At 65.0% G+C, this 13613-nt stretch carries 13 protein-coding genes (1 of these 13 cut by a window edge); 8 read left to right on the top strand and 5 right to left on the bottom strand.

Features of this window, described 5'->3' with window-relative positions; translation table 11 throughout:
- Nucleotides 1–88: 88 nt before the first annotated feature.
- The 4 genes from CIT39_RS04380 to CIT39_RS04365 all read right to left on the bottom strand — a co-directional run bounded on the left by CIT39_RS04380 (nucleotide 89) and on the right by CIT39_RS04365 (nucleotide 4412).
- Nucleotides 89–1960: an AMP-binding protein gene (locus CIT39_RS04380; RefSeq protein ID WP_094973234.1), complete on the bottom strand. Its 1872-nt coding sequence runs from the start codon at nucleotides 1958–1960 to the stop codon at nucleotides 89–91.
- 43 nt (nucleotides 1961–2003) lie between these two features.
- Complete coding sequence (locus CIT39_RS04375; RefSeq protein ID WP_094973235.1) at nucleotides 2004–2810, bottom strand: enoyl-CoA hydratase/isomerase family protein; 807 nt, start codon at nucleotides 2808–2810, stop codon at nucleotides 2004–2006.
- Between the two features lie 210 nt (nucleotides 2811–3020).
- The gene (locus CIT39_RS04370) at nucleotides 3021–3779 is read right to left on the bottom strand and encodes an SDR family NAD(P)-dependent oxidoreductase (RefSeq protein WP_094973236.1); all 759 of its coding nucleotides are present in this window, start codon (nucleotides 3777–3779) and stop codon (nucleotides 3021–3023) included.
- 54 nt (nucleotides 3780–3833) lie between these two features.
- Nucleotides 3834–4412 (bottom strand): TetR family transcriptional regulator, encoded by a 579-nt coding sequence (locus CIT39_RS04365; protein ID WP_244607515.1) that lies wholly within the window; start codon nucleotides 4410–4412, stop codon nucleotides 3834–3836.
- A gap of 232 nt (nucleotides 4413–4644) precedes the next feature.
- Between CIT39_RS04365 and CIT39_RS04360 the strand changes: the two genes are divergently transcribed.
- Both CIT39_RS04360 and CIT39_RS04355 read left to right on the top strand, forming a co-directional pair.
- On the top strand, nucleotides 4645–5817 hold the full coding sequence (locus CIT39_RS04360) for an acetyl-CoA C-acetyltransferase (protein ID WP_094973238.1): 1173 nt from the start codon (nucleotides 4645–4647) through the stop codon (nucleotides 5815–5817).
- A 117-nt stretch (nucleotides 5818–5934) separates the two neighbouring features.
- Entirely contained in the window at nucleotides 5935–7479 is a 1545-nt protein-coding gene (locus CIT39_RS04355) for an acyl-CoA synthetase (protein ID WP_094973239.1), read from the top strand.
- Nucleotides 7480–7598: 119 nt separating this feature from the next.
- Here CIT39_RS04355 and CIT39_RS04350 read toward each other — a convergent pair whose 3' ends face one another.
- Nucleotides 7599–8141, bottom strand: a complete 543-nt coding sequence (locus CIT39_RS04350; RefSeq protein ID WP_094973509.1) for a methylated-DNA--[protein]-cysteine S-methyltransferase — start codon at nucleotides 8139–8141, stop codon at nucleotides 7599–7601.
- A 137-nt stretch (nucleotides 8142–8278) separates the two neighbouring features.
- Between CIT39_RS04350 and CIT39_RS04345 the strand changes: the two genes are divergently transcribed.
- From CIT39_RS04345 to CIT39_RS04320, 6 genes are all read left to right on the top strand, one after another.
- Nucleotides 8279–9097: an alpha/beta fold hydrolase gene (locus CIT39_RS04345; protein ID WP_094973240.1), complete on the top strand. Its 819-nt coding sequence runs from the start codon at nucleotides 8279–8281 to the stop codon at nucleotides 9095–9097.
- Between the two features lie 2 nt (nucleotides 9098–9099).
- Nucleotides 9100–9912: an alpha/beta fold hydrolase gene (locus tag CIT39_RS04340; protein WP_094973241.1), complete on the top strand. Its 813-nt coding sequence runs from the start codon at nucleotides 9100–9102 to the stop codon at nucleotides 9910–9912.
- A 166-nt stretch (nucleotides 9913–10078) separates the two neighbouring features.
- The gene (locus CIT39_RS04335) at nucleotides 10079–10756 is read left to right on the top strand and encodes a GntR family transcriptional regulator (protein WP_094973242.1); all 678 of its coding nucleotides are present in this window, start codon (nucleotides 10079–10081) and stop codon (nucleotides 10754–10756) included.
- A 149-nt stretch (nucleotides 10757–10905) separates the two neighbouring features.
- Nucleotides 10906–11706, top strand: coding sequence for a phytanoyl-CoA dioxygenase family protein (locus tag CIT39_RS04330; RefSeq protein ID WP_094973243.1), 801 nt, complete (start codon nucleotides 10906–10908; stop codon nucleotides 11704–11706).
- A 166-nt stretch (nucleotides 11707–11872) separates the two neighbouring features.
- On the top strand, nucleotides 11873–13186 hold the full coding sequence (locus CIT39_RS04325) for an NAD(P)H-dependent oxidoreductase (RefSeq protein ID WP_094973244.1): 1314 nt from the start codon (nucleotides 11873–11875) through the stop codon (nucleotides 13184–13186).
- A gap of 182 nt (nucleotides 13187–13368) precedes the next feature.
- Nucleotides 13369–13613 carry the 5' end (the start) of a TRAP transporter substrate-binding protein gene (locus CIT39_RS04320; protein ID WP_094973245.1) on the top strand. It continues 844 nt past the right edge of the window, so 245 of the gene's 1089 nt are visible here — the first part of the coding sequence; it begins with the start codon at nucleotides 13369–13371; its stop codon lies off the right edge, out of view.

Genomic DNA, 13613 nt, shown 5'->3' with positions numbered 1-13613 from the left:
CGGAATCCATAACCCCGACTGGTGGTTATGGATTCCGGGTTCGCGACTTCGTCGCGCCCCGGAATGACGAGGTTGAGAGAGCGTTGCTTCATCGCAGCACGATCACATCCTGATCCGGCTTGTCGGCATAGAGCCGCTCCACCAGCACAGCGCGGCGTTCGAGGCCTGCGCGCTGGTTGATGTAGCCCTTGTCTGTCAGCTCGTTGCCGTCGATCGACGGAGGCTCGGCCATCAGCATCGCGCGCCCGATGATGCGGCTGCTGGCGCCCTCGCAGTCCCGATTGTGCGCTTCCAGCCCTCGCCTGAAGCAGGCGATCACCTCGGGATGCTTCACCGCGTCCTCGAAGCTGAGATCGGCGTTGCCGACGAGCTGGCGGCAGGCGTGCAAATTCGGCCAGGCCAGCAGGCCGATGAAGGCACGATCCTGCCCGGCGACCAGCGCATCATGCACGACAGGCGTCGCGGCTGCGATCGCATCGGTGCGGAGCGAGCCGACATGCACGAAGGTGCCGGTGGTGAGCTTGAAATCCTCGACCACGCGCCCGGCGAAGATGATGCCCTTCACCGGATCGGCATCGTCGACGAAGATGCCGGCATCGCCGATGCAATAAAAGCCCTCCTCGTCGAACATCTTCTTCGTCAGCTCCGGCTGGCCGAAATAGCCGGGCGTGACGTTGACGCCGCGAAGACGCAGCTCGTATTTCGAGCCGCACGGCACCATCTTCAACTCGACGCCGGGGAACGGCAGGCCGATCAGGCCGACGCGCTCGGTGTCCCAATAGGTGCCGGTCGAGGTCGGTGCGGTCTCCGTCGAACCCCAGCCGGTATAGAACACGATGCGCTCGCCGGTGGTCTTCACGGCGAGAGCTTGCATGCGGTCGTAGAGATCGTCGGGCAGCCGCGCGCCGCCATAGGCCATGATCGAGAGGTTCTTGAAGAAGGAACGACATAGCGCGTCGTCCTTCTCCATCGCGGCCGCGAGCGCCGCGTAACCTGCCGGCACATTGGCGTAGTAGGTCGGCGAGATCTCGCGGAGGTTTCGCAGCGTCTCCTCTAACTGGCCCGGCATCGGCCGGCCGTCGTCGATATAGAGCGTGCCGCCATCGACCAGGATCGGGTGAAACGCCGCGTTGCCGCCCATGGTGTGATTCCACGGCATCCAATCCAGCATGGTCGCGATCGGACCATCAGGCGAACGCGGCCGCACCTGCATCATCATCGCAGCATTGGCGCACATCATTGCTTGCGTGTTGATGACGGCCTTGGGCATGCCGGTCGAGCCGGACGTGAACAGTAGTTTTCCGACCGTCTGCGGCGCGATCTTCGCGATCGACGCGCCGACATCGGCAGTCACTGGCGTCGCCGCGAGATCGACGAAACTGACGCTTGTGATGCCGTCGCAGGGGCGCATGACGTGAACCACGGTCACGCCGGTGAGGTCGATCGCCTTCAGCGCCTTCTCGAAAGTCGGGCCGTCCTGCACCATCACCACGGTCGGCTTGATCAGATCGAACAGGTACTTCAGCTTGACGTGATCGTGGCTCATCAGCGAGTAGGCTGGCGACACCGGCGCGGCGGGCGAGCGAGCCTGCATCGCGGCCTGCGTCATCAGCGCATGCTCGATGGAATTTCCGGAGAGGATCGCAACGGGACGACCGTCGAGTCCGAGATTGAGCAGGCCTTGCGTCAGCGCATCCACGGTGCGCTTGGCTTCGCCATAGGACACCTTGCGCCATTCGCGGTTGGGGCCGCCGCGCTGCGCCAGCCAGATGCGCTCGGGCGCTTCCTTCGCCCATTTCGCCAGCGAGGCCGGAATGTGCGTCTCGTAAGCTTGCAGCGGAATGCGCGACTTCAGCACAACCGTACCGTCGCTGCGGCGCTCGACGTCGATGTCGCGCTTAAGCCATTCGATCTTGCGAAAGGCGGGCTTCGTCATCACGGCCGCCGCGCTTCCACTCATTTTGCGTCTCCCGGAATTATCGTCCTTTGCGGATCGTTCTCGTTCAGCGCTTGATATAGACAGGCTTTCGCTTCTCAAGGAAGGCCCTGATGCCTTCCGAAAATTCCTCGGAACGGCTGCACAGGACCTGGTTGCGATCCTCCATGGCGATGACAGCCTCGAGCGATCCCGCATCGACGCTCATGTTGAGGCATTCCTTCGACAGCCGCAGGCCCACGGGCGAAGCCGTCATCATCGCATCGACATAAGGCTCGGCCGCGGCGTCGAGCTTGTCTTCCTCCACGACCTCGGACACGAGCCCAACCGCAAGCGCCCGCTCGGCGCCGATGAAGCGTCCCGTGAGGATCAGCTCCGACGCCACCGACACCCCGACCAGCCGCGGCAGGAAATAGCTGGTGCCGATGTCACAGCCGCCGAGCCCAAGCTTGATGAAGGCGCAATTCATTCGCGCCGATTTCGTCGCGATACGGATGTCGGACGCCAGCGCCAGCGCAAAGCCGCCGCCGGCCGCCGCGCCCTGCACCAGCGACAGGATCGGCTGCGGACAGCGCCGCATCAGCATCACGATGTCGGCGATGCGCCGCTGCGAATCGAGTGACTCCGTGACACCGGGCGGCTCCTGTTGCCCGGCCCGGCGAGCCATCGCCGCCTTGAGGTCGAGGCCTGCGCAAAAATTCTGACCGGCGCCCCGGAGTACGACGACGCGCGTCTCCCGGTTGCGCTGGAGGCCCTGGAAATAGTCATTGAGCGCGTCGATCAGCGCCGGATCGAGCGCATTGAGACTGTCAGGACGATTGAGCGTCACCCGGTCGACGCCGTCGTCATGCTCGATCAGCAGCGGTTGGGACATGGGAGCCTCGTCCTTTCGTGCCACACGGAGGCCGTCTACCACCCTCCCCTGGAGGGGGAGGGTCGGCTCACGTTGAGCGCAGCGAAATGTGAGACGGGGTGGGGTGACAGTCTCTCCACCTGAGACGCTGCCCGTGTGGAGAGATCACCCCTCCCCGCTCGCGCTTCGCGCGATCGACCCTCCCCCTCCAGGGGAGGGTAAGAAGCCCGCCTACCGCGGCGCCATGCGGATGGCGCCGTCGAGGCGGATGGTCTCGCCATTCAGCATCGGATTCTCGACGATATGCACGGCGAGCGAGCCGTATTCCTTGGCGTCACCGAGACGCGAGGGATGCGGCACCTGGGCGCCCAGGCTCTTGCGGGCTTCCTCGTTCAGCCCCATCAGCAGCGGCGTGAAGAACAGGCCGGGAGCGATGGTGTTGACGCGGATCTTTTGGCTGGCGAGGTCGCGCGCGGCCGGCAGGGTCAGGCCGACGACGCCGCCCTTCGAGGCCGAATAGGCGATCTGGCCGATCTGGCCTTCGTAAGCGGCAACCGACGCCGTGTTGATGATGACGCCGCGTTCTTCACCGACCGGCTCGATCGTGACGAGGCGCTCGGCGAACAGCCGCAGGCAGTTGAAGGTGCCGATCAGGTTGACATTGATGATGCGCGCGAATTTCTCCAGCGGATAGACGCCGTCGCGGCCGACGATGCGTTGCGAGCCGCCAATGCCGGCGCAGTTCATCAGCACGCGGGCAACGCCATGGGCAGCTTCCGCCTTGGCAATCGCCGCCTTGATCTGCTCCTCGCTGGTGACGTCGGCATGGAGCGCGACGCCCTTCACCTCGGCCGCGACCTTCTCGGCATTGTCCTTGTTCTGGTCGATCACGCCGATCCTGGCGCCCTTGGCCGCCATGGCGCGGGCGGTCGCTTCGCCAAGGCCCGAACCGCCGCCGGTGATGAGAACGGCTACGTCTTTCAATTCCATCGCTTGTACCTTTCCTTGGGCGTTTCTTCTCTAGACTTCAAAGTCTCGGCCGGATTATCCGGCCGCGGCAGCTTCCTCGACTTGCGTGAGGATGCCGCCGCAGATCAGCGTTTCCATGTGCTTGATATATTGCCGGCAGACGTCGTCGGTGACCGGGCCGACGCCGGTCGCGCGAGACATCGCGTGCCGGCCGAAGAACAGGTGATCGCAGGCGCCGATCAGGCTGGTGTAGAACAGCACCGGATCGGTGGCGCGGAACTCGCCGCGGCTGACGCCCTCGGCGAGCAGGCGGCGGTGAAAGTCGAGCAGCGGCGCGACGAAGAACTTTGAGACTTCGTCGGCGGAGCCGGCGACGCTCTCGTGCAGGAGATAATGGATCAGCCGGTTCATATAGGGGAACCGGTGATAGGCCCGGATGATGCCGGCGATATGCAGCTTCAGCTTCGCCGTCGCCGTGATCGGTTGCGCCAGCAGATATTCGAGATTGGACATCTCCGTCGCCGCGTCCCGCGCGAGCAGCGCCAGCAGCAGGCCGTCCTTGTTGCCGAAATGATATTTGACCAGCGCGGCGTTGGCGCCCGACTTCTGCGCGATGTCGCTGAGTGAAATCTCGATCGAGGAGCGTTCGATCATCAACTCGCTCGCGGCCACGAGCAATTTCTCTGCCGTGGAATTTTTTCCGCTCGGGAGCCTGTTCGGTACGCTGGTAACCACGGATATCCCTGAATCTGCGTCGAGAGGGCGCAGATAAGCGCAAGCAGCGCCTCATCACAAGAGTTAATTGATCGATTGACTAAATCACGTCGCGCCCTTTTAATCCGCCGCGACAACCAGCCTATTCAGAGCAATTCAGGGAGAGACCGACATGGCCGAGGCATACATCGTCGCCGCTGCGCGTACCGCGGGCGGGCGCAAGGGGGGCCGTCTCGCCGGCTGGCATCCGGCGGATCTCGCCGCAAAAGTGCTGAACGAGCTGGTCGACCGCACCAAGGCCGATCCCGCCATGGTCGAGGACGTGATCATGGGCTGCGTCATGCAGGTCGGCGAGCAATCCAACAATGTCGCGCGCAATGCGATCATGGCCTCGAAGCTGCCGGAGAGCGTGCCGGGCACCTCGATCGACCGCCAGTGCGGCTCCTCGCAGCAGGCGCTGCATTTCGCCGCGCAGGCCGTGATGTCCGGCACCATGGACGTCGTGATCGCCGCCGGCGTGGAATCGATGACGCGCGTGCCGATGGGTCTATCCTCGCAGCTGCCGGCCAAGAACGGCTTCGGCAATTACAAGAGCCCGGGCATCGAGGCGAGATATCCGAATATCGTGTTCAGCCAGTTCACCGGCGCCGAGATGATGGCCGAGAAGTACGGCCTGTCGAAGGATGATCTGGACCAATATTCCTATAACAGCCATCAGCGCGCGATCGCGGCAACGCAAGCCGGGCACTTCAAGAAGGAGATCGTGCCGCTCGACATCACCCGCGCCGACGGCAGCAAGGACACCCACCACATCGACGAGGGCATCCGCTTCGACGTCACGCTCGACGGCATCAAGGGCGTCAAGCTGATCGCCGAGAACGGCAAGCTCAGCGCCGCCAGCGCCAGCCAGATCTGCGACGGCGCCTCCGGCGTCATGGTCGTGAACGAGCGCGGGCTGAAGCAGCTCGGCGTCACACCGCTGGCGCGCATCCACCACATGACCATGACCGGCGGCGACCCCGTCATCATGCTCGACGCTCCCCTGCACGCCACCAAGCGCGCGCTCGAGAAGGCCGGCATGAAGATCGACGACATCGACCTGTTCGAGGTCAACGAGGCCTTTGCCTCGGTGCCGACCGGCTGGCTGAAGACCACCGGCGCCGACCCGGCGCGCCTGAACGTCAACGGCGGCGCCATCGCGCTCGGCCATCCGCTCGGCGGCTCCGGCACCAAGCTGATGACGACGCTGGTCCACGCCCTGCACCAGCGCGGCAAGCGCTACGGCCTCCAGACCATGTGCGAAGGTGGCGGCATGGCGAATGTGACGATCGTGGAGCGGCTGTAAGAAAAACAAAAGCGAGTAGTGAGTGGCGAGTTGCGAATGGTGACTAGGCGAAGAGAGGTTTACCCTTCTTCCCTATTCGCCTTTCGCTGCTCGCCATTCGCGTTTTGAGGAAACGCCATGACCCACCCCTCCATCCACGCAAAGACCACGCCCGACAAGATCGCCTACCGAATGGCCGGGACCGGCAAGGCGATCACCTATCGCGAGCTCGACGAGCTTTCGAACCAGGGCGCTCAGCTGTTCCGCTCGCTCGGCCTCAAGGCTGGCGACCACATCGCTCTGCTGATGGAGAATCGCCTCGCCTTCATGGAGCTGTGCTGGGCCGCGCAGCGGAGCGGACTCTATTACACCGCGATCAGCCGCTATCTGAAGCAGGACGAGATCGACTACATCATCGCCGATTGCGGCGCCAAAATCGTGATCACCACGCCGAAATGCGCCGATCAGATCAAGGATCTCGTCAAGGGCGCCGCCGGCGAGCCGCTCTTCTACATGATGGACGACCCGCTGCCCGGCTTCCGCTCCTACGACAAGGAGGCCGCCGCGCAGCCGACCACGCCGATCGCCGACGAGGTCGCCGGCTACGACATGCTGTATTCGTCCGGCACCACCGGCCGCCCGAAGGGCATCAAGAAGGCCTTCGAGGGCAACAGGATCGACGCGCCGAACGCCTTCCTGCGCGTGCTCTGCGCCGACATGTGCGGCATGAACGCCGACAGCACCTATCTCTCGCCGGCACCGCTCTATCACGCAGCTCCCTTGCGCTTCAACATGATGGCGATCGTGCTCGGCGGCACCTCCATCATCATGGAGCACTTCGACGCCGAAGAATTCCTGAAGTTGGTCGAGGCACACAAGGTCACGCAGTCGCAGCTGGTGCCGACCATGTTCGTGCGCATGCTGAAGCTGCCCAACGAAGTCCGCACCAAATACGACGTTTCCACGCTCAAGGGCGCGATCCACGCCGCCGCGCCTTGCCCGGTCGACGTGAAAGCGAAGATGATCGAGTGGTGGGGACCGATCCTGATCGAGTATTATGCCGGCTCGGAAGGCAATGGCGTCACCGTCTGCAACTCGCAGCAATGGCTGGAGCATCGCGGCAGCGTCGGCCGCGCCGTGGTCGGCAAGATCAAGATTCTCGACGAGAACGACGAGGAGCAACCGACCGGCGAGATCGGCACGGTCTATTTCGCCGACGCCCCCGCGTTCACCTATCACAACGACGTCGAGAAGACGAAGAAAGCCTACAACGCCAAGGGCTGGTCCACGCTCGGCGACGTCGGCTATCTCGACAAGGACGGCTTCCTCTATCTCACCGACCGCAAGTCCTACATGATCATCTCCGGCGGCGTGAACATCTATCCGCAAGAGACCGAGGACGTGCTGATCACCCACCCCGACGTTGCCGATGTCGCCGTGTTCGGCGTGCCGAACGAGGAGATGGGCGAAGAGGTGAAGGCGGTGGTGCAGCCGCACGACATGGCTCGTGCCGGCAAGGCGCTCGAGGCCGATTTGATCGCCTACTGCAAGACGCGGCTGTCGGCGATCAAATGCCCGCGCTCGATCGACTTCGAACCCGAGCTGCCGCGCACGCCCACCGGCAAGCTGGTGAAGCGGCATCTGCGGGACAAATACTGGCCTAAGACGGCGGCGAAAATTTAGGCTGGTACTTGTAGGGTGGGCAAAGGCGCAAAGCGCCGTGCCCACCATTTTTCCTCGTTACGATCGATGTGGTGGGCACGCTTGGCTTTGCCCACCCTACGACGCCAGCGCAAGCCGCCTCAGTCAAACAAACTCGGCGTGTGGTTCACCAGCGCGCCTTCGATCTCCAGCATCTTCAGCTTCGTCACCACGCCGCCATTGGCCGAGAAGCCGCCGGGCTTGTTGCCGGCGGCGAGCACGCGGTGGCAGGGCACGACGATCGGGCACGGGTTGTGGCCGAGCGCCTGGCCGACGTCGCGCGACAGCTGCACGCCGCCGAGCTGCCTGGCGATGTCGCCATAGGTGACGGTCTTGCCGGGCGGAATGGCGCGGGCGATCTCGTAGACGCCGCGGTTGAAGTCAGGCACGCCGTCGAGATCGAGCGGAATGTCGGTGAGATCGTCAGGCTCGCCCGCGAGCAGCTTGACGATGCGGTCGATCGCCTGCCGCACCTCGGCGGTCGGCTCGGCCTCGATGGCATCACCGTGGCGCTGGCTGATGCGGGTGCGGATCTTCTGCTCGCCGCCCATCGGCAATTGCGTCCCGTTGATGCCGCGCGGGCCCCAGGCGACGGCGCAGAGGCCGATCCTGGTGTCGAACAGGGCGAAATGCTGGTCGGTCATGGCCTGTTTCCTGAGCTTGCGTTGCCGTCGCATGCCCCCAATGTGATCTCGGGCGAAATCTAGGCTTGGAAATAGTTGCGATCCACCCGGTTTCCGGGAATCTTGCACAGGAGTTCCGCCCGCCTCGCGAGTCCCGAATGCAAAGCCTCCACGTCAACGGTTACGACATGCCCTATCTCGACGTGGGCGAGGACAGCGGCCGGCCGCCGCTGGCCTGCGTGCACGGCTCGCTCAACGACTTCCGTGTCTGGGGCTGCGTGCTCGGCCCGCTGACCCAGCGGCATCGGGTGATCGCCGTCAGCCTGCGGCACTTCTTTCCGGAGAAATGGGATGGTGTTGGCGACACCTATTCGATCGCCCAGCATGTCAGCGACGTCATCGCCTTCATCGAGAAGCTCGACCTCGGCCCGGTCGACCTGATGGGCCATTCCCGCGGCGGCCACATCTGCTTCCGCGTAGCGCAGCGCCGGCCGGACCTGCTGCGGCGGCTGGTGCTGGCCGAACCGGGCGGTGAGCTCGATGCGAGCCTCGACCCCGACTATGCCGGCGGTCCCTCGCCGTTGCTGGCGCGCTTCACGGCCTCGGCCGAGAAGATCGCGGCCGGCGATGTCGACGGCGGCCTCGCCGTCTTCGTCGACACGCTGGAAGGCGCCGGCACCTGGCCTCGGCTGCCAGCCCTGGTGAAGCAGAACCTGCGCGACAACGCCACGACCCTGATCGGCCAGGTCCGCGACAATCGTCCGCCATTCTCGAAGGCAGATGCGGAGGCGATCAAGATGCCGACGCTGTTCATCCTGGGGGCGCGGACCAAGGGCCTGCTGCCGAAGGTGCTGCATGCGCTCGCCGCGCATGTGCCTTACTCCAAGACGGCGATAATTCCCAACGCGACGCATCCGATGTTCGAGCAGGCGCCGCAGAAATACTCCGAAGTCGTCCTGGATTTTCTGGCGAGCTGATCATGCAGACCTTTCGCGTCAACGGTTACGACATGGCCTATCTCGAAGTCGGAGAGGGTCATCCGCTGGTCTGCGTGCACGGCACGCTCGGCGACTTCCGCACCTGGTATGCGGTGCTCGGGCCGCTGTCGAAGAGCCATCGCGTGATCTCGGTCAGCCTGCGGCATTTCTTCCCCGAGCATTGGGACGCCGTCGGCGACGACTACAAGATGGCGCAGCACGTCTCGGATGTGATCGCCTTCATCGAGCAGATCAAGCCCGGACCGGTCGACCTGATGGGCCATTCGCGCGGCGGTCACATCGCGTTTCGCGTGGCGCAGGCCCGGCCGGATCTGGTGCGGAAGCTGGTGCTGGCCGAGCCGGGCGGCGATCTCGACGCATCCCTGCCGGTGCCGGAAGGCACGCCCGCGCATCCGCCGCTGGCGGCGCGCACCGCGCGATCGGTCGAGATGATCCGTGCCGGCGATATCGAGGGCGCGCTGCAGAATTTCTACGAGGGCATCGAGGGCGACGGCTCGTGGCGGCGCGTGCCCGCGGCGGCCAAGCAGCAGCTGCGCGACAACGCGCTGACGTTCCTCGGCCAGATCAACGAGCAGCGCCGGCCCTACACGCTGAGCGATGCGCAGGCGATCAAGACCCCGACGCTGCTGATCGGCGGCGGCGCTACCACCGGCAGCCTGTCGGTGATGTGGCGCGTGCTGGCCGAGCACATCACGGGGAGCAAGACGGCGGTGATTCCGAACGCCGGCCACTGGATGTTCGAGCAGGCCCCGCTGGAGTTCGGGGAGCGGGTGAGCGTGTTTCTGGCGGAGTAGGTCCTCCCTTCCGAACCCTTTTTCTGCGAAAACAACCCCATGCACAGCAGGCCACCCCAATGAAATCAGTGGCTTAGCAGGTCTAAAATGGGCTGCCTTGACGCCCTTCCCCTCCTGCAATACCCTCGAATACGGAATTCCGTATTCGCTCGCAGGAGCCGCTGGCGTGATCCCCCTCGACCCGCTCCCGAACCTGATCGATCAGGTCTATGCCCGAATCCTGGAGGCGATCTCCGACCGCACGCTTCAGCCCGGCCAACGCATCCGGCAGAACGAGCTGGCCGACAAGCTCGGCGTCTCGCGCCAGCCTGTCTCGCATGCGCTGCACCTGCTCCACCGCCAGGGTCTGGTCGCCGAGAGCGGCAAACGCGGCTTCGAGGTCACTCAGCTCGATCCCGCGCGCATCCGCCAACTCTACGAGGTCCGGGGCGCGATCGACGCGCTGGCCGCCCGGCTCGCGGCTGAACGCGCGGGATATGACGCGGCCGGCCGCGCGCGGCTGGAAGCGGCACTCGCCGCCGGACGCGGCATCGACCGCAACACGACACTCGCAGAGCTGATCGTGCGCGACGTCGATTTTCACCGCGCGATCTATCAGCTCGCCGGCAATCCCGTAATCGAGGAGACCATCGCACCGCAATGGCCGCATATGCGCCGCTCGATGGCGACGGTGCTGTCCGAGCTCGACTATCGCGGCAGCGCCTGGGCGGAGCATGCCGGCATCGCCGGATACATTCTCAGCGGTGATGCGAATGCGGCCGAACGCGCGGCGCTGTCGCATGCACAGACGGCGGGACGGATGACTGAGGAGAGATTGAGGGCGACGAAGGACGCGGCGGCGTAACCCACGATCTCCGTCGCCGTCATGCCCGGGCTTGTCCCGGGCATCCACGTTCTTCCTGGACGTGGAACGAAAGACGTGGATGGCCGGGTCAAGCCCGGCCATGACGGCAGAGAAAATACGACAACAAAAACAAAACAGGAGGACGACCCATGAGACTGTCTCAGGAGCAATTGGAGTTCTTCCACCGCGAGGGCTGGCTGTTTTTGCCCGAGCTGTTCAGCCCGGAGGAGGTCGATTTCCTCGCGCGCGAGGCGGTCGGCATTTACGATGCCGACCGGCCCGAGGTCTGGCGCGAGAAGAGCGGCGCGCCGCGCACGGCGTTTGCCGCGCATCTCTACAACGAGGCGTTCGGCCTCCTCGGCGCCCATCCGCGCATGATCGACCCGGTCGAGCAGCTGTTCGGCGAGCCGGTCTACATGCATCAGTTCAAGATCAACGCGAAATCGGCTTTCACCGGCGACGTCTGGCAGTGGCACCAGGACTACGGCACCTGGAAGCGCGACGACGGCATGCCGGAGCCGCGCGCCATGAACATCGCGATCTTCCTCGACGAGGTGATGCCGATCAACGGCCCCCTGATGCTGGTGCCGCGCAGCCAGAACGCCGGCGATCTCGAAGCCTCGCACGACCTCGCCACCACATCCTATCCGCTGTGGACGCTGGACGAGGCCACCGTGACGCGGCTGGTCGCGCAGGGCGGCATCGTGGCGCCGACCGGAAAGCCCGGCGGTATGCTGATGTTTCACGGCAATCTCGTGCACGGTTCGGCCGGCAACATCACGCCCTTCCCGCGTAAGATCGTGTACCTGACGCTGAACGCGGTTTCGAACCACATCCGCAATCCCACGCGGCCGGACTACATCGCGCATCGCGACTTCGCCCCGATCAAGACGGTGGACGACGACGCGCTGCTGCGCCTCGCACGTGCGCCGCGGCAGGCGGCGGAATAGAACTCCTCGCGCAACATCCTCAGTCGTCATGCCCGGGCTTGACCCGGGCATCCACGTCTTGACACAGTCGCCAGCCGCAAGTCGGGGATGGCCGGGTCAAGCCCGGCCATGACGAGCTGATAGACACGCGCGTCTCACAACAATTCTGCATCATCGGAATCCGCCCATGAACCTCTACCGCCTCCTCCAGGCCCGCGCGTCCGCCGGCAAGCCTGTCCGTGTCGCCCTGATCGGCGCCGGCAAGTTCGGCTCGATGTTCCTGGCGCAGGTGCCGCACACGCCGGGGCTGGAGGTGCCCGTCATCGTCGACATCGACCGGGACCGCGCACGCGAGGCGTGCCGCACCGTCGGCTGGAGCGCCGAGCGCATTGCCGCCACCGTCTTCACCGATGACGGCGCGCGCGCCATTGCCGGCGGCGCGATGGACGTGGTGGTGGAGGCGACCGGCAATCCAGCCGTCGGCATCAAGCATGCGCGCGCCGCGATCGCCGCGGGCAAGCATATCGTGATGGTGAATGTCGAAGCCGACGTGCTGGCGGGCCCGCTGCTCGCCGAGGAAGCGCGAAAAGCAGGCGTGGTCTATTCGCTCGCCTATGGCGACCAGCCGGCGCTGACCGCCGAGATGGTCGACTGGGCCCGCGCCACCGGCTTCCGCGTCGTCGCCGCCGGCAAGGGCACGAAATATCTGCCCGCCTATCACGACGTCACACCGGACGGCGTCTGGCAGCATTACGGCCTCACCGCGGGCGAGGCACAGTCGGCCGGCATGAATCCGCAGATGTTCAACTCCTTCCTCGATGGCACCAAATCGGCGATCGAGATGGCCGCGATCGCCAACGCCTGCGCTCTCGACGTGCCCGCGGACGGCTTGCTGTTTCCGCCCTGCGGCGTCGACGATCTGCCTCACATCATGCGGCCGCGCTCGCGCGGTGGCGTGCTGGAGCGGTCGGGCCTGGTCGAAGTCGTCTCCTCGCTCGAGCGCGACGGACGGCCGGTGTTTCGCGACCTGCGCTGGGGCGTCTATGTCGTGCTGGAGGCGCCGAACGACTACGCCGCCGACTGCTTCAGGCAATACGGCCTCAAGACCGACGGCAGCGGGCGCTTTGCCGCGATGTACAAGCCGTATCACCTGATCGGGCTCGAGCTGAACATCTCGGTGCTGTCGGCCGCGCTGCGCGGCGAGCCGACCGGCCAGGCCAGCGGCTTCCGCGGCGACGTCGCGGCGGTCGCCAAGCGCAATCTGCGCGCAGGCGAGATGCTGGACGGCGAAGGCGGTTACACGGTGTGGGGCAAGCTGGTACCGGCGGCGGCGAGCCTGAAGGCCGGCGCGCTGCCGATTGGCCTCGCCCACCGCGTGAAGCTGAAGCATGACATCGCGCACGGCGCGGTGGTGCACTGGAGCGACGTCGAGTTCGACGCCAGCAACGAGACGGTGAAGACCCGCAAGGCGATGGAGAGTGCGTTCGCAGCGCAGCATTAATCGGCGACACCGCAAGCACAACCAAAGTGCGCTTGCTTTGCGATCCTCCTTTGGTCATCCTGCCCCCCGATCCGGGAACACAGATTTTCGGACGCCAAAAACGTCGGCCACCGGCGAAGACAAAGCGGCGTCAAGACCGCAATCCCCTCGTCGAGGACTCGACATCACAGGGAGGGAAATGCATGGAACGTCGTAAATTCCTGACGGCAGGCGGGCTGGGCCTTGCCGCGAGTGCCGTTGCCGCACCGGCTATCGCACAGTCGATGCCCGAGGTGAAATGGCGGCTGACGGCGAGCTGGCCGAAATCACTCGATACGCTCTATGGCGGCTGCGAATATTTCTGCAAGCGCGTTGCCGAGATCACAGACAATCGTTTCCAGATCCAGCCCTTTGCGGCCGGCGAGATTGTGCCGGGCCTGCAAGTGCT

This window comes from Bradyrhizobium symbiodeficiens, assembly GCF_002266465.3.
GTDB classification, from domain to species: Bacteria; Pseudomonadota; Alphaproteobacteria; order Rhizobiales; family Xanthobacteraceae; genus Bradyrhizobium; species Bradyrhizobium symbiodeficiens.
Note: the sequence above shows the minus strand (reverse complement) of the source record. Positions and strands in the feature narration are given on the sequence as shown.